Genomic DNA, 15,957 nt, shown 5'->3' with positions numbered 1-15,957 from the left:
AAACCTCCTCCTGGATGGCATGACTATACGTATCGATGCACGTTTATGCAATCTAGATGCGTACGCCATCCAGGAGGAGGTCCGCTGCGGGGGCCTACCGCTGCTTGATCCGCAGGAAGGTCACCGAGTTCGCCGGGAAGGTGTACGAGAATCTCGGTGCGACGCCCGAGAAGGTGGAGGTGACCGGGGTCACCGGGGTGTCCGTCTCGGTGTTCACCGCGTCCGGGTCGGCGGCGAGGGTGGTGACCCGGGCCCGGGAGGCGGTGCGGGCGCCGCCGAGGTCGATCGCGGTGCGGGCGGCGGTGTCCTGGGCGTTGACCACCTTGACGATCAGGTCGCCGGTGCGGGTGTCCTCGGTGACGACCTGGCGGAACGGCTCGGCCGGCTTGTCGTCGGTGAAGGAGCCCCACTCCTGGCCGTCGAGGTAGAGGGTGACCTGGCGGCCCCGGACCTTGATGTCGATGTCGTAGGCCCGGCCGGTCTCGATCGACCCGGCCTTGGACAGCAGGGTCGACTTGCCGCCGTCGACGGCCCGCTCGACGGCGGACTGGGTGTTGTTCCAGCCGCCCAGGTTCCACCAGTAGTAATTGCCGGTGTCCTTGACGCCGAAGGCGACCAGGAAGCCCTCCTTGCCGGACTTCTTGGTGGCCTTCACGTGCAGGTCGTAGTTCTTCCAGGCCGGGTCGCCGGCCGTGACCAGGGTGTTCTCGGCGGCCTCGTCGGTCTGCAGGTACTGCCCGTCCCGCACGGTCCAGGCGCCGGCCCCGCGGTGCGTCCACTGCGCGGCGTCACCGGAGAAGTCGTCGCTGAGCAGGGTGGCCCCGTCCGCCGAGGTCACCTTCACGTCGTCGTACGCGGCGCTGGTCGCCCAGGTGGACAGGCCGACGGCGCCGGTGATGGGGCCGCTGACGGCGGGGGTGGTGGTGGCCGTGGAGGGCACGACCCGGTCGCCGGTGTTGGTCATGAACAGCTTCTGGACCTCGTAGTTCGCCGAGTTCCAGGACGCCCGGTTGTTGAACCAGATCAGGTCCGGGCGCCACTGCACATAGTCCTCGTTGGCGAGCAGCGGCGCGTACGAGGCGAGCTTGACGACGTCCGCGTTGCGTTCCAGACCGGTCATGTACGCGGCCTCGGCCAGGCCGTTCTTCCAGGCGTTGCCCTGGGAGGCGTACTCGCCGAGGAAGACCTTCGGTCCCTGGCGGTCGTAGGAGTCGTAGCGGTCGTTGTTCTGGAGGAACCACTGGGGGCTGTTGTAGTAGTGCTCGTCGACCATGTCGACGCCGCCCTCGCGGTTGAGCTGCCAGGCGGTGTCGAAGACGGTGCCGGAGTCGTCGGGGCCGGAGTTGGAGATGACGGTGATGTCCGGGTGCTCCGCCTCGATGGCGGCACGGAACTTCTCGAAGCGGGCGTAGAACTCGCGGGGGAGGTTCTCCTCGTTGCCGACTTCGAGGTGGGTGAGGCCGAACGGCTTCGGGTGGCCCATCCGGGCGCGGACCTTGCCCCAGGTGGAGGTGGCGGGGCCGTTGGCGAACTCGATGAGGTCCAGGGTGTCCTGGATGTGCCGCTTGAGCAGCGCCTCGTCGTCGACCGCCTTGTTCTGGCCGCAGCCGGTGACCAGGGCGGGGACGACGGGCAGTGGCATGGCGCCGATGTCCTCGGCGAAGCGGAAGTACTCGTAGTAGCCGAGGCCATAACTCTGGTTGTAGCCCCAGAAGTTGGCGTTGGTGGCGCGCTCCTCGACCGGGCCGACGGTGTCCTTCCACTGGTAGGCGCGCTTGCGCTGGTAGCCACTGGCCGCGCTGTAGTCCGCCATGGAGCCGGTGTTGACCAGGCAGCCGCCGGGGAAGCGGACGAAGCCGGGGCGCAGGGCCTCGATCTTCTCGGCGAGGTCCTTGCGCAGACCGCCCGGCTGGTGCTTGTAGGTGTCGCGCGGGAAGAGGGAGACCATGTCGAGGGCGGTCGCGGCGGTGGCGGCGACGGTGAACCGGCCGCGGTTGCTGGTGCGGGTGGCGGTGAAGGACGCGGTGTACTTGCGCCAGTCGCCCTTCGCGGCCACCTGGCGGGCGGTGGCCAGCGGGCCGGCCGCGTCCTTCAGGCCGACGGTGAGGGTGGTGCCGGACCCGGCGCGGGCCCACACCGAGAAGTCGTACCGCTTGCCCTGCTCGACGCGGATGCCGGTGTTGTAGCCGGCGTTGGTGACGGACGAACCGGCGCCCAGCTTCAGGTAGGTGCGGTTGCGTTCGTTGAGCCGGCCGGCGTCGTCGGCCACCTCGGCGGTGCCGTCCACCGTCCAGGAGGTCAGCGGGGTGTAGGCGGCGTTGTCGGCGGTGGAGTACTCGAAGGACCGGTTCTGCACCAGCTCGGCGTAGAGACCGCCGTCGGCCGCCCGGTTGATGTCCTCGAAGAAGACGCCGTACATCGTGTCGGCGATGGCGGCGCCCTTCGCCGCCGGGTCGAGGGTGATGGCGTAGTCGGCCACCGGCTCGGCGTGCGCGGGGGACGGGAGCAGGGCGGTGGCGGTCAGGAGGGACGTCGCCGTCAGCGCGACTCTCAGCCGGGTGCGGGGCGTGCGTGACATGGATACTCCGCGGCTCTGGCTGGACAGGACACATCCAGCACTGTTCGAAATATCGGACGTTGATCAGCACTTCGAACGGCAAGATAGGGAGGTGACCGAAGGTCGTCAATGGGTCGCGCAGCGACGCGTGCGGTGCGGGGAGAGACGGATGGACGAGTTCTGGCCGGTGGCCGATGTCCTGGCCTATCTGGCCGGGCGCTGGCGGGTGGAGCGGACAGTGCGGGATCTGGCGACGGGCGAGGAGGGCCGGTTCACCGGCACCACCGGCTTCGACCCGCTGCCCGGGGGCGGGCTGCTGCACCGGGAGGCCGGGACGTTCACCTGGCGGGGCGTGACCCGGCCGGCCGAGCGGACGCTGCGCTTCCTGCCGGGCGCGGCGCCGGGCACGGCGGACGTGCGGTTCGCCGACGGGCGGCCCTTCCACGACCTGGACCTGACCTCGGGGCGGTACGTCGCCGACCATCCGTGCGCGGCCGACCTGTACCGCGGCGAGTTCACCGTCCGGGACGCCGGTCACTGGCGGACGGTGTGGCGGGTGGGCGGCCCGGCCAAGGACCTGCGGCTGACCACGGAGTACACCCGCGCGTCCTGACGCCCGGCCCGACCGCCGGGCGCCGGGGACGCGCGCACGGCCGGGCCGGGTTCAGCCCCCCCCCGCCGCGCACCTCGTCCCGGGCCGCGTTCAGTCCCCGCCGCGCACCTCGACCCGGGCCGCGTTCAGCCCCCGCCGCGCACCTCGACCCGGGCCGGGTTCAGCCCTCGCCGCGCACCTCGTCCCGGGCCGCCCGGAGTTTCCGTACGCCCTCGGTGATCTCGCCCGTGCCGGCGACCGCCGCGAAGCTTAGCCGGAGGTGACCGGCCGGGGGTTCGGCGCTGAAGTAGGGGCGGCCGGGGGTGACCGCGACGCCCGCGCGCAGGGCGGCGGCGCTCAGCGCGGCCTCCCCGGTGTCGTCGGGCAGCCTCAGCCACAGGTGGTAGCCGCCGGACGGGACGTGCGGCAGGGCGAGTTCGGGCAGGTGCAGCGCCAGGGCGCCGGTCATCGCCTCCCGGCGGGTGCGCAACGCCGCGGAGATCGCCCGCAGATGGCGCGGCCAGGCCGGGGAGCCGACCAGTTCCAGCGCCGCCTCCTGCAGCGGGCGGGGCACGAAGAAGCTGTCCACCACCTGGATCGCGCGCAGCCGCTGGAGCACCGGGCCCCGCGCGGCCAGCGCGCTGACCCGGAAGCTCGGCGAGGTCGCCTTGGTCAGCGAGCAGACGTGCACCACCACCCCGTCGGGGTCCTCGGCGGCCAGCGGACGCGGCAGCGGCCCCGCGTCCTCGTGCACCAGCCGGCGCACGAAGTCGTCCTCGACGACGAACGCCCCGGCCGCGCGGGCGATCCGCAGCACCTCCGCGCGCCGGTCGGCGGCGAGCACCGCGCCGGTCGGGTTCTGGAACAGCGGCTGGCAGACGAAGACCCGGGCGCCACTGGCCCGGAAGGCGTCGGCGAGCAGCGCGGGCCGCACCCCGTCCGCGTCCACCGGGACCGGCACCGGACGCAGCCCGGCCGCGCGGGCGATGGCCAGCATCCCGGGGTACGTCGGTGACTCGACGAGGACGGGGGCGCCGGGCGGCGCGAGCGCGCGCAGCGCGGTGGTGAGCGCGGACTGGCCGCCCGCGGTGACCAGGATCTCGGCGGCGGTGACCGCCCCGCCGGGTCCGCCGATGCTGCGGGCGAACCATTCGCGCAGCTCCGGCAGTCCCTCCATGGGCGGCCGGCCCCACGCTCCGGGCCGGCGTCCGGCCCGGGACAGGGCCGCCGCGAGCGCCCGTTCCGGTTGCAGCGAGGGGTGCAGATAGCCGCCGTTGAACTCGATCACGCCGGGCGGCGGCGCGGCCAGCGACACCAGCACCCCGGAGGCGTCCACCGAGCGCGGCACCAGGTCACCGGCGCTGTCCGCGCTGAGGGCGACCTCCTGCCAGGAGGTGTCCCCGGCCGGGGAGCCGGCGGTGTGCGGGGCGGCGCGGAAGGCCCCCGCGCCCGGCCGGGTCACCACCAGCCCCTCGGCGGCGAGCTGCGCCAGGGCCCGGGAGACGGTCACCGGGCTGACCCGGAACCGTTCGACCAGCGCCCGGCTCGACGGCAGCTTTCCCCCGGGTGAGTAGCGGTTCAGCTCCTGCCGCAGGCGATCGGCCAGTTCGGCGACACTGCTACGCTCATGCATGAGAGCACAGAGTAGCGCTACCCTCCCGACCGCGATAGCGGTGCCCGCGCCCGGCGGCGCCTGGTCCGGCACCCTCCAGGCCGCGCTGGGCGTCGTCGCCTTCTCCCTCACCTTCCCCGCCACCGCCTGGGGGCTGGAGGGCTTCGGCCCCTGGACCCTGGTCGCTGTGCGCTGCGTCCTGGCGGCGGCGATCGCGGGTGGCTGTCTGCTGGCGCTGCGCGTCCCGCCGCCCGAACGGCGGCACTGGGCCGGGCTGGCGGTGGTCGCCGCCGGGGTGGTGGTCGGCTTCCCGCTGCTGACCACGCTGGCGTTGCAGACCTCCACGACCGCGCACGCCGCCGTCGTGGTCGGCCTGCTGCCGCTGACCACCGCGCTGCTGTCCGCGCTGCGGACGGGCACCCGCCCCTCGCGCACCTTCTGGGCGGCGGCGCTGGCGGGCGCGGCGGCCGTGGTCGCCTTCACCGTGCGGCAGAGCGGGGGCGCGCTGACGGCGGCCGACGCCTGTCTGTTCGCGGCGCTGCTGGTGTGCGCGGCCGGGTACACCGAGGGCGGGCGGCTGGCCCGGGTGATGCCGGGCTGGCAGGTCATCGGGTGGGCGCTGGTGCTCTGCCTGCCGCTGGCCGTGCCGGGGGCCGCGCTGGCGCTGGCGTACGAGCCGGCCCGGCTGACCGCGCACAGCGTGACCGGGCTGCTGTGGGTGGCGGCGGGCTCGCAGTTCCTCGGCCTGGTCGTCTGGTACCGGGGCATGGCGGCCATCGGCATCCCCAAGGCCAGCCAGTTGCAGTTGGCGCAGCCGCTGCTCACCCTGGTCTGGTCGGTGCTGCTGCTGGGCGAACACCTCACCCCGGCCGCCCCGCTCACCGCCGCCGCGGTGCTGGTCTGCATCGCCGTCACCCAGCGGGCCCGGGGCTGAGCCCGCCCCGTACGGGCAGGCCCCGACCCGGCCCGGCGCCGTAGACTCGACAGGGACCGCTGCTTCCGCGACGTGGAGGAGGCTCCGCTGATGCGTGCGACCGTGGGCGACCGGCTTGTCCAGCACGGCAGGGTGGTCGGTCAACACGACAAGGTGGCCGAGATCATCGAGGTACTGGGCCGGGAGGGCACTCCCCCGTACCGCGTCCGTTTCGAGGACGGGCACGAGGCGGTGTGCTACCCCGGCCCGGACACCGAGATCCGGCACCCGGAGAGCCAGTACTGAGCCGTCCCGCGCGGACGGATCAGGGCGCGGTGCGGGCGGGCCGCCCGTAGTGGTCGGCGGCCACCCGCGCCATCGCGCCGATCCGGTTGGCCCGCACGTCCCGGGCGCCGAAGAAGACGTGCCCGCGCACCTGCGGATGGGCCGCGGCCAGGGACAGGTGCCGGGAGAGTTCGTCGGCCCGCTGCCACGGCTTCGCCTGCGCCGGGTCGCCCGCCTTGTAGAGCGCCTCCCCGATGTACAGCTCGGTGCGGCTGCCCTCGGCGACCTTCGCCCACCAGGGCAGCAGCTTCGCGTAGTCGGCGGCCTCCTGCCCGATGTGCCAGTAGAGCTGCGGCACGATGTAGTCCAGCCAGCCCTCCCGCACCCACTTGCGGGTGTCCGCGTGCAGGTCGTCGTAGGTCTGGACACCCGCCCGGGTGGCCGAGCCGCGCCGGTCGGTGGCGGCGTTGCGCCACACCCCGAACGGGCTGACGCCGAACCGGGCGCCGGGCCGGACCCGCCGGACGCCGGCGGCCGTCTCCCGCACCAGCTTGTCGATGTTGTCGCGGCGCCAAGCGGCCTTGCTCTTGAACCTGCCGCCGTGGGCGCGGTAGGCCGCGTCGTCGGCGAAGCTCTGCCCGGCCACCGGATAGGGGTAGAAGTAGTCGTCGAAGTGGACGCCGTCCACCGGGTATCTGCGCACCGCGTCCAGCATCGCCGTCTGCACGAAGGCGCGGACCTCGGGCAGCCCCGGGTTGTAGTACAGCTTCCCGCCGTACGGCACCACCCACTGCGGGTGCCGACGGGCCGGGTGGCCGGCGGTCAGCTTCGCCCGGTCGGTGTGGACGGCGACCCGGTACGGGTTGAACCAGGCGTGCAGGCGCAGTCCGCGCGCGTGCGCCTCGGCCACGGCCGTGCCCAGCGGGTCCCAGCCCGGGTCCCGGCCCTGCACCCCGGTCAGATACTCCGACCAGGGCTCGTACGGTGACGGCCACAGGGCGTCGGCCGTGGGCCGGACCTGGAAGAACACCGTGTTCAGTCCGTACCGGACCGCCGTGTCGAGGTGGGCGATCAGGTCCCGGCGCTGTTCGTCCGCGGACAGGCCGGGCCGGGACGGCCAGTCGCGGTTGGCCACGGTGGCCAGCCACATGCCGCGCACCCGGGGCGGCTGGGCACCGCCCCCGGGCGCCCCGGCGGACGCCCCGGCGTCCCGGCGGCCGGGTGCCGCGGAGGCGCCCGGCGCCATGGCCAGCGCCGACAGCGCGGCGACCGCGAACGCCCGGCGCGACATCCGGCTGCCGGGCACCCTGATGGGAAGACTCATGGGACAGACCCCAAACGCTCCGGATCCGCTCGGTCACGGATCGTCTCCGGGGCACAGCATGCCCGACCCGGACGACCGATCGGCGCCGCCTCGGGGGTAACGTGCACGATCGGAGCAGACGCCGGCGATCCCGGCGCTGCCACAGCCGTAGATCAGCGAAAGGGACGATGTGACCGGCTTCTCGGGAGATATCGCGCGCGTCGGAGTGGTCGGCTGCGGTCAGATGGGAGCGGGCATCGCCGAGGTGTGCGCCCGGGCCGGCCTGGAGGTCATGGTCGCCGAGACCACCGGTGAGGCCCTGGAGATAGGGCGTACCCGGCTGTTCAACTCGCTGGCCAAGGCCGCCGAGCGCGGAAAGATCACCGAGGACGAGCGGGAGGCCACCCAGGCCCGGCTCGGTTTCACCACCGATCTGGGCGAGTTCGCCGACCGGGATCTGGTGATCGAGGCCGTCGTGGAGAACGAGCAGGTCAAGACCGAGATCTTCCAGGTGCTCGACCAGGTCGTCACCCGTCCGGACGCGATCCTGGCCTCCAACACCTCCTCCATCCCGCTGGTGAAGCTGGCGGTCGCCACCTCGCGGCCCGACCACGTCATCGGCATCCACTTCTTCAACCCGGCCCCGGTGCAGCAACTGGTCGAGCTGATCCCGGCGCTGACCACGTCCGAGGGGACGCTGAGCAGGGCGCAGTTGTTCACCGAGAAGGTGCTGGGCAAGCACGCCATCCGGGCCCAGGACCGCTCGGGCTTCGTGGTCAACGCGCTGCTGATCCCGTACCTGCTCTCCGCTATCCGCATGTTCGAGTCGGGCATCGCCAGCCGCGAGGACATCGACAACGGCATGGAGATGGGCTGCGCCCACCCGATGGGCCCCCTGAAGCTCTCCGACCTGATCGGCCTGGACACGGTCGCCTCGGTCGCCCACTCGATGTACGAGGAGTACAAGGAGCCGCTGTACGCCGCTCCCCCGCTGCTCCAGCGCATGGTCGACGCCGGGCGGCTGGGCCGCAAGACCGGCTCGGGGTTCTACACCTACGCCTGATCACACTCCGTCACTTCCCGGTGAGCCCGGCCCCCTCGCGGGTGCCGGGCTCACTGGGTTCACACGGTGTGTGCGAGGCGGGCTCGCATATGCCCGTCGCACACTCTCCCCACCTGCCCACCAGGCGAGTTGACTCATCGGACGTACGAAAGGAAGAAGTTCCACTTCCCCATACGATCAGAAAGGAGCGCATTCGTGAGCGCCGCACCCGGGCATTCCGTGGTCGATGGAGAACTCGCGGAGTTACGGCGCCGCCTCGATGTCGCCCACGCGCGCGTCGAAGGCGGGCTGGCCCTGCTCAGTCACCGCACCGAGGAGACGGCCAAGACGCTGGACGAGCTGAGCGCCCGTCTCGTCGCCCTGGAACACGCGCGCTGGCCGCTGCGGTCGATCGCGGTCGTGACGGCCGTGGGCACGCTCGTCGTGGCGGTCTGGCAGGTGCTCGGCCGGTAGGGAGATCCGGGCACGGGCGCCGGGGGGATCAGGACGGGGCGTCCTGCCCGAGTTTGAGATGGTGCAGCAGGAGTAACGCGGCCGCCATGTTGGCGGCCGGGACCTCCCCCCGGGCGACCAGGTCGGGCACGAGTTTCAGCGGGACCCATTCCCGGCGGTCCGATTCGAAGTCGTCCACGGGGTGTCCGAGGTACTCGCCCTCGTCGGCCCAGTAGATGTGGTGCCGGGCGTCGGTGAGGCCGTTGGACGGCTCCACGCTCATCAGGTGGCGCAGGGGTCCCGGTCGCCAGCCGGTCTCCTCCTCCAGTTCCCGGGCCGCGGCGACGGCGATGTCCTCGCCGTCCTCGACGACTCCGGCGGCGAGTTCCCAGCCGTAGCTGTCGGTGATGAAGCGGTGCCGCCACAGCAGCAGCACCTCGTTGGCGTCGTTGACCACCGTGGCCACGGCGACCGGCCGCAGCCGGATGAGGAAGTGGTCCAGGTGCCGCCCGTCGGGCAGCTCGACGTCCGCGAGATTGACGCTGAACCAGCGATTTGAGTACACGGTCTGTTCGTTCTTTTTCGTCCACTGCACGGTTCTGCCACCTTCCGTTGAGTAGATGGCAATATCGCAGCCGGAATCAACCGGCAGCAGGCGCACAGCGGCCGTCGGCGGAGCAGTGGCAGGCGTAGGGACACGGACGTGCGGGCGCGGTGGCGGTGCCGGGGGCCCGGGATCACAGCGGGACGCGCAGCGCCCCGTCGATCAGCTCGGCGGCCTCGGTGGTGCCCGCGCAGCCGCTGCTCACCAGGTGCTCGCGGACCGCGCGGAGTCTGTCCCGCAGGCGCTGCGACTCCATTCCCCTGGCCTGTTCGGCCATCCGCACCGCGGTGGCCACGGCCTTGTCGGCGTGGCCCTGGCGCAGTTCGATGGTGCTCAGCATGGCCAGCCGGTGCACCCGGCCCCGGTCGTGGGCGGGGGTGTCGACGGCCGCCGTGGCGTGCTCGGCGGCGGCGGCCACCTCACCGAGGCTGAGCAGGGCCTCGGCCACCTGCACATTGACCAGGCCGGGCTGGACGTAGCCGGTCTCGTCGGGCTCGTACCCGCGCCGGATCCGCTCGGCGGACTGCTCGGCCCGCCGGATGCAGGACAGCGCGCTGGTGCCGTCGCCGAGATGGGCGTACGCCTTGGCCTGCATCGCGTACAGGTCGGAGGCGAGGGCCGGGGTGATGTGCCGGCCGGCGGCGCGCAGCGCGGCCTCCGCAAAGGCCACGGACTGGCGGTACTCCCGCAGGTAGAGCGCCTGGTTGACGAGGAGCGCGATGACGTACGCGCCCAGGCCCCGGTCGCCGCTGGCCTTGGCCAGCCGCAGCGCCTGGTGGAAGTAGCGCTGGGCCAGGCCGTGCGCGTCGGAGTCGTAGGCGCAGATGCCGGCGACGGCCACCAGGCCGCCGGTGGCGCGGTGCAGATGGCGGCCGGTGGCGTCGGTGTAGCCGCCGCGCAGCAGCGGGGCGGCCTCGGCGTTGAGGAAGCCGACGATCCGGGCGCGGGTCGCCACCCCGCCGGCCTTGCGGTACATCTGCTCGTAGTGGGCCCGCGCCGAGCGCAGCATCTCCAGGTCGGCGGGGGTGACCCGGTGCCGGCCGCCCCGGGAGACGTCCACGTCCTCGGGCGGGTTCTCCCACTCCCACACCGGCATCACGGCGGGGGTGCCGGTGAGCGCGGGCGCGCCCAGGATGTGCGGGCGCTGCTGCTGGTCGGAGCGCCACAGCGCGGTGGCGCGCTCCACGAACCCGGAGAGCGAGCCGGTGTGCGCGGCGGCCGGTTCGCCGGGCACGCCGAGGCCGATGTCGTCCAGGGTGACCGGGCGGTGCAGCCGGGCCGCCAGCACCTCGCAGATCAGGTCGGGGACCTGGCCGCGGGGCCGCTGCCCCTTCAGCCACCGCGCGACGGCGGTGTGCTCGTACCGCAGGGCGAGCCCGCGGACGCGTCCGGCCTGGTTGACATGGGCGGCGAGTCCCGCGTGGGAGATGCCCGCCTCGTCGAGGATCGCGTCGAGCAGGGTGTTGGGCTGCATGGGAGCCTCCGGTGGCTCGTTGTCGTGAAGCGTAGTCCGGGTGTCTTCGCACGGGGTGTGAACGGAGTACGCGAATCCGCACCGTGTGCGCGCTGTCGCGGAGCGTGCCGGGGCGGTTGACTTGGTCGCCTCGCAAGAGGCCGGCCGGGCCACTGGCTCCCCCTCGTACAGTGCGGTGGCCCGTCGTCGCCGTCCGCCCCGCCGCCTGCCCGAACTCCATGGCGGGGCGGGCGGCACGCCGGCGAGCGGGGGTCACGGGCGGGACGCCGGTACGAACGGGTGGACGGGTGTCCGGATGCCGAACGGGGCGTTCTCCTTCTGGAGGACGAGCACGGACACGTCGTCGTCCGGTGGCCCGTCCGTGTGCCGCAGCAGCGCGGCGAGGGTGCGCCGCAGCAGGTCGCGGGCGCACAGCGGCTGGTCGCCGACGGCCTCGGCCAGCACCTGGCGCAGCGGGAAGAACCGGCCGCGGGCGTCCCGGACGTCCTTCGCCCCGTCCGTGTGCAGGAACAGGGCCTCGCCGGGCAGCAGATGACGGAAGCGCAGGGCCGGGATGTCCTCCGGCAGCGGGAGCGCCCCGAGGGGCGGCAGCGGACCGGCCCGGGCCAGCGGCACGATGTCGGTGCCGCTGATCAAGTAGGGCCAGGGGTGCCCGCAGTTGAGGGCGTGGACATCGCCGCCGACGCCGATCTCCAGCAGCAGTACGGTGACGAACTCCTCGGCGGCCGTGTCGTCGAAGGGGCGCTCGCGCAGATGCCGGGCGAGGGTGCGCTCCAGCCGGCGCAGCACGTCGGCGAGGTCCTTCTCGTCGTGCACGGCCTCCCGGAAGCCGCCGAGCACGGCGGCGGCCGTCGCCCTCGCGGCGAGGCCGTGGCCCCGGGCGTCGCCGATCACCACCCGGACCCCGTGCTCGGTGCCGACCACGTCGTACAGATCGCCGCCGAGCACGGTGTCCCGGTCGGCACAGAGCTGGACGGCGGCCACGTCGAGGCCGTCGACGCGGGCGGGCGGCGGACGCAGCGGCGCGTCCGGTACGGCCCGGACCATCCGGCGGGCCCGGCGCGGCCGCCGCAGCAGCCGCTGCCGCATGCGCAGGACCAGTCCGGTGCCCGCGGTGACGACGACGACGGAGGAGACCAGCCGGGCGCCGAGCCCCTCGTCCTCGGCGAGCGGGCAGGCCAGCCGGTACACGAGCGGAGTGATGCCCCACGCCGCCGTGGGCAGGCCGAGGGCGCGCACCCCACGGGGAGCTCCCGTCTTGACACGGTTCATCCCGGTGGCCCCCAAGGCCCAGACAGCATCGGACCGGCTCCGAGGAGCCGGTCCGATTCTGTCGACGGCATGGCCTGAAGGAACCAGGCGGCCAGGGATAGTCACCCATATGAGTGATGGTGTCGTGACCGTCCCGAGCAGGCGCGGGGAACGGCGCGGCTAGCCGCGCAGTACCGCCCCCGTCCGCTCGCCGGCCAGGGCCACCGCCGCGTCCCGGGCGGCCGACGCCTCGTCGACGGTGAGCGTCCGGTCACCGGCGCGGAACCGCAGCGCGAACGCCAGGGACCTGCGGCCCTCGCCGAGCTGCTCGGCGTTGTCGTACACGTCGAACAGCCGGATGGACTCCAGCAGTTCGCCCGCGCCCTCGCGCAGCGCCGCCTCGACCTCGGCGGCCGGCACGGAGGCGTCGACGACCAGGGCGACGTCCTGCGTGGCGACCGGGAAGGTGGAGATGCGCGGCGCCTGCGGGGTGTCGTCGCCCACCCGGGCCACGGTGTCGAGGTCCAGCTCCATCGCGCAGGTGCGCGCGGGCAGGCCGAACGCCTTCAGCACCCGGGGGTGCAGCTCGCCGGCGTGGCCGACGACGCGCTCGGTGCCGTCGGCGGTGACGACCAGCTCGGCGCAGCGGCCGGGGTGCCACGGCCCGTACTGGCCCTTGCGGACGGTGAGCTCGGCGCCGGCCTCGCGGGCGACGGTCCGGGCGGCCTCGACCGCGTCGGCCCAGTCGGCCGGGCGGCCCGGGCCCCACCAGCCGGCCTGCTCCCGGGTGCCGGCCAGGACGACGGCGACGTGCCGGGGCTGGTCGGGCAGCGCGGCGTCCAGCGCGGCGAGGTCGTCCGGGCTGGGGCGCCGGTCGACGGGGAGCCGGGCGGCGGTGCGCTGCTCCTCGCGCGGCCGGAAGACCAGGCCGGTCTCGAACAGCGCGAGGTCGTGGCTGCCCCGGCCGTCGTTGCGGCGCAGCGCGCCGAGCAGGCCCGGCAGCAGCGAGGTCCGCAGCGCGGGCTCCTCGTCGCTGAGCGGGTTGACCAGCTTCACCACCCGGCGGGCCGGGTCACCGGCGTCCAGGCCGAGCTGGTCGAAGACCTGCTCGCCGACGAACGGGTAGTTCGGCGCCTCGACGTAGCCGGCGCCGGCCAGGGCCCGGCCGACGCGGCGGTGCAGCCGCTGCCGGCGGGTCAGGCCGCGGCCGGCGGGCGGCTTGGGCAGGGTGGCGGGCAGGTTCTCGTAGCCCTCCAGCCGGATGACCTCTTCGGCGAGGTCGTTGGGGTCGGTCAGGTCGGGCCGCCAGGACGGCACGGTGACGATCAGCTCGTCCTGCCCGCCCGTCGCCCGACCACCGCCCCCCAACGACGCGTTCCACGCGGCAGCATTGCCATATACGTCGCAGCCGATCTCCTGGAGCCGCCGCACGACGGTCTCGCGGCCGTAGGCCACGCCCGCGACCCGGTCCGGGTGGTCGGCGCGGAGCGTGATGGTGCGCGGCGCGTGCGGGGCGCTGATCTCGGTGACACCGGCCTCGGCGGTGCCCCCGGCGAGCAGCACCAGCAGGTCGACGGTGCGCTGCGCGGCGGCGGCGGCAGCCTGCGGGTCGACGCCGCGCTCGAAGCGGCGGGACGCCTCGGAGGAGAGCTTGTGGCGGCGGGCGGTGCGGGCGATGGAGACCGCGTCGAAGTGGGCGGCCTCGATGACCACCTCGCTCGTCGCCTGCTGTGCGTCGGCGTGGTCGGCGATCTCGGTGTCGGCGCCGCCCATGACCCCGGCGAGGCCGATCGGGCCCCGCTCGTCGGTGATCACCAGGTCCTCGGCGGACAGGGTGCGCTCGACGCCGTCGAGGGTGGTGAGCTTCTCGCCCGCCGCCGCGCGGCGCACGCCGATGGTGCCCTGGACCCGGCCGCGGTCGTAGGCGTGCAGGGGCTGGCCCAGCTCCATCATCACGTAGTTGGTGACGTCGACGGCGAGGGAGATCGGGCGCATGCCGACCTTCTGGAGCCGGCGCTGCAGCCAGATCGGCGAGCGCGCCTCGGGGCTGAGGCCGGTCACCGTACGGGCGGTGAAGCGGTCGCAGCCCAGAGGGTCGGCGATCTTCACCGGGTAGCCGTAGGCGTTGGGGCCGGGTACGTCGAGGAGGGCCGGGTCGCGCAGCGGCAGGCCGTAGGCGATGGCGGTCTCGCGGGCGACGCCGCGGATGGACAGGCAGTCGCCGCGGTTGGCGGTGACGGCGATGTCCAGCACCTCGTCGACCAGTTCCAGCAGCTCGATGGCGTCCCTGCCGACCTCGGTCTCGGGCGGCAGCACGATGATGCCGTGGGTGCCGTCGTCGCCCATGCCCAGCTCGTCGCTGGAGCAGATCATGCCGTGCGAGACCTTGCCGTAGGTCTTGCGCGCGGAGATCGAGAAGCCGCCGGGCAGCGTGGCGCCGGGCAGCACCACGACGACCTTGTCGCCGACGGAGAAGTTCCGGGCGCCGCAGACGATCTCCTGCGGCTCGCCGGTGCCGTTGGCCGCCCCGACGTCGACGGTGCAGAAGCGGATCGGCTTCTTGAAGCCCTCCAGCTCCTCGATGGTCAGCACCTGGCCGACCACCAGCGGGCCCTTGAGGTCGGCGCCGAGGTGCTCGACGGTCTCGACCTCCAGACCGGCCGAAATCAGCTTGGCCTGTACGTCACGGCCGGTCTCGGTGGCCGGCAGGTCGACGTACTCCCGCAGCCAGGAAAGCGGGACCCGCATCAGATCTCCATCCCGAACGGCCGGGTGAACCGGATGTCACCCTCGACCATGTCTCGCATGTCCTCGACGTTGTGGCGGAACATCAGCATCCGCTCGATGCCGAAGCCGAAGGCGAACCCGCTGTACTTCTCCGGGTCGACGCCGCAGGCGGTCAGCACCTTGGGGTTGACCATGCCGCAGCCGCCCAGCTCGATCCAGCCCTCGCTGGAGCAGGTGCGGCAGGGCCGGTCGGGGTTGCCGACGGAGGCGCCCTTGCAGACGTAGCAGAGCATGTCCATCTCGGCACTGGGCTCGGTGAACGGGAAGAAGTTCGGCCGCAGCCGGGTCTTCATCTCCGCGCCGAACAGCGACTGCACCATGTGGTCCAGGGTGCCCTTGAGGTCCGCCATGGTCAGGCCCTCGTCCACGGCGAGCAGCTCGACCTGGTGGAAGACGGGGGTGTGGGTGGCGTCCAGCTCGTCGGTGCGGTACACCCGGCCGGGGCAGATCACGTACACCGGCAGTTCGCGGTCGAGCAGCGAGCGGACCTGCACCGGGGAGGTGTGGGTGCGCAGCACGGTGCCGGAGTCGGTGCCACCGTCGGGGCCGGCCACGAAGAAGGTGTCGGCCTCGCCGCGGGCCGGGTGGTCCGGGCCGATGTTCAGGGCGTCGAAGTTGAACCACTCGGTCTCGATCTCGGGGCCCTCGGCGACCTCGTAGCCCATGGCGACGAAGACGTCCTCGATCCGCTCCGAGAGCGTGGTCAGCGGGTGGCGGGCGCCGGCCGGGATCCGGTCGTAGGGCAGGGTGACGTCCACCGCCTCCTCGACCAGGACCCGGGCGTCGCGCTCGGCCTCCAGCTCGGCCTGGCGGGCGGCGAGGGCCTTGTTCACCGCGGCGCGGGCCTGGCCGACGCGCTTGCCGGCCTCGGCCTTGGCGTGCGGGGGCAGGGCGCCGATCTCCCGGTTGGCGAGCGCCAGCGGGGAGGTGCCCCCGGTGTGGGCGACCTTGGCCTCCTGGAGCGCGTCGAGGGAGTCCGCGGCGGCGAACGCGGCGAGCGCCTCGTCCCGCCTGCGCTCGATCTCTTCCGGTTTCAACGCCTCGACCTCGACAGGGTCGTACGACTTATTCGGTGCCGACATCT

General features: G+C 73.2%; 13 protein-coding genes. 5 read left to right on the top strand and 8 right to left on the bottom strand.

Annotated features, from left to right (window positions below; translation table 11 throughout):
- Nucleotides 1-94: 94 nt before the first annotated feature.
- Entirely contained in the window at nucleotides 95-2,578 is a 2,484-nt protein-coding gene (locus tag IE316_RS23100; protein ID WP_190206355.1) for an alpha-L-arabinofuranosidase family protein, read from the bottom strand.
- A gap of 148 nt (nucleotides 2,579-2,726) precedes the next feature.
- On the opposite strand from IE316_RS23100, the gene IE316_RS23095 reads away from it, so the two are divergent.
- Nucleotides 2,727-3,170 carry a DUF6314 family protein gene (locus IE316_RS23095; protein ID WP_190206354.1) on the top strand — a complete coding sequence of 148 codons (444 nt, stop codon included), beginning with the start codon at nucleotides 2,727-2,729 and terminating at the stop codon, nucleotides 3,168-3,170.
- Nucleotides 3,171-3,330: 160 nt separating this feature from the next.
- Here the strand turns inward: IE316_RS23095 and IE316_RS23090 are convergent, their stop codons facing one another.
- Nucleotides 3,331-4,782: an aminotransferase-like domain-containing protein gene (locus IE316_RS23090; protein WP_190206353.1), complete on the bottom strand. Its 1,452-nt coding sequence runs from the start codon at nucleotides 4,780-4,782 to the stop codon at nucleotides 3,331-3,333.
- Here IE316_RS23090 and IE316_RS23085 point away from each other — a divergent pair.
- Both IE316_RS23085 and IE316_RS23080 read left to right on the top strand, forming a co-directional pair.
- Complete coding sequence (locus tag IE316_RS23085) at nucleotides 4,781-5,695, top strand: DMT family transporter (RefSeq protein ID WP_190206352.1); 915 nt, start codon at nucleotides 4,781-4,783, stop codon at nucleotides 5,693-5,695. The two genes, IE316_RS23090 and IE316_RS23085, sit on opposite strands and share 2 nt — an antisense overlap.
- Before the next feature lie 90 nt (nucleotides 5,696-5,785).
- On the top strand, nucleotides 5,786-5,980 hold the full coding sequence (locus IE316_RS23080) for a DUF1918 domain-containing protein (RefSeq protein ID WP_190206351.1): 195 nt from the start codon (nucleotides 5,786-5,788) through the stop codon (nucleotides 5,978-5,980).
- Between the two features lie 19 nt (nucleotides 5,981-5,999).
- On the opposite strand, the gene IE316_RS23075 is transcribed toward IE316_RS23080, so the two are convergent.
- The gene (locus IE316_RS23075; RefSeq protein WP_229910527.1) at nucleotides 6,000-7,283 is read right to left on the bottom strand and encodes a glycoside hydrolase family 10-like protein; all 1,284 of its coding nucleotides are present in this window, start codon (nucleotides 7,281-7,283) and stop codon (nucleotides 6,000-6,002) included.
- A 169-nt stretch (nucleotides 7,284-7,452) separates the two neighbouring features.
- Here IE316_RS23075 and IE316_RS23070 point away from each other — a divergent pair, with 169 nt between their 5' ends.
- Both IE316_RS23070 and IE316_RS23065 read left to right on the top strand, forming a co-directional pair.
- Complete coding sequence (locus tag IE316_RS23070) at nucleotides 7,453-8,325, top strand: 3-hydroxybutyryl-CoA dehydrogenase (protein ID WP_190206350.1); 873 nt, start codon at nucleotides 7,453-7,455, stop codon at nucleotides 8,323-8,325.
- Nucleotides 8,326-8,520: 195 nt separating this feature from the next.
- On the top strand, nucleotides 8,521-8,778 hold the full coding sequence (locus IE316_RS23065; protein WP_190206349.1) for a hypothetical protein: 258 nt from the start codon (nucleotides 8,521-8,523) through the stop codon (nucleotides 8,776-8,778).
- A 28-nt stretch (nucleotides 8,779-8,806) separates the two neighbouring features.
- Here the strand turns inward: IE316_RS23065 and IE316_RS23060 are convergent, their stop codons facing one another.
- The 5 genes from IE316_RS23060 to pheS form a co-directional block, all read right to left on the bottom strand.
- Nucleotides 8,807-9,352: an NUDIX hydrolase gene (locus tag IE316_RS23060; protein WP_190206348.1), complete on the bottom strand. Its 546-nt coding sequence runs from the start codon at nucleotides 9,350-9,352 to the stop codon at nucleotides 8,807-8,809.
- A 142-nt stretch (nucleotides 9,353-9,494) separates the two neighbouring features.
- Nucleotides 9,495-10,835, bottom strand: a complete 1,341-nt coding sequence (locus IE316_RS23055) for an NsdA family TPR-like regulatory protein (RefSeq protein WP_190206347.1) — start codon at nucleotides 10,833-10,835, stop codon at nucleotides 9,495-9,497.
- Between the two features lie 252 nt (nucleotides 10,836-11,087).
- Complete coding sequence (locus tag IE316_RS23050; protein ID WP_229910525.1) at nucleotides 11,088-12,074, bottom strand: PP2C family protein-serine/threonine phosphatase; 987 nt, start codon at nucleotides 12,072-12,074, stop codon at nucleotides 11,088-11,090.
- A 192-nt stretch (nucleotides 12,075-12,266) separates the two neighbouring features.
- Nucleotides 12,267-14,834: a phenylalanine--tRNA ligase subunit beta gene (pheT, locus tag IE316_RS23045; RefSeq protein ID WP_190206345.1), complete on the bottom strand. Its 2,568-nt coding sequence runs from the start codon at nucleotides 14,832-14,834 to the stop codon at nucleotides 12,267-12,269.
- Nucleotides 14,834-15,955 (bottom strand): phenylalanine--tRNA ligase subunit alpha, encoded by a 1,122-nt coding sequence (gene pheS, locus IE316_RS23040; RefSeq protein ID WP_190206344.1) that lies wholly within the window; start codon nucleotides 15,953-15,955, stop codon nucleotides 14,834-14,836. The genes pheT and pheS overlap by 1 nt, the downstream gene beginning before the upstream one ends.
- Nucleotides 15,956-15,957: the final 2 nt, after the last annotated feature.

It is taken from the genome of Streptomyces fumanus (assembly GCF_014655295.1).
GTDB classification, from domain to species: Bacteria; Actinomycetota; Actinomycetes; order Streptomycetales; family Streptomycetaceae; genus Streptomyces; species Streptomyces fumanus.
Note: the sequence above shows the minus strand (reverse complement) of the source record. Positions and strands in the feature narration are given on the sequence as shown.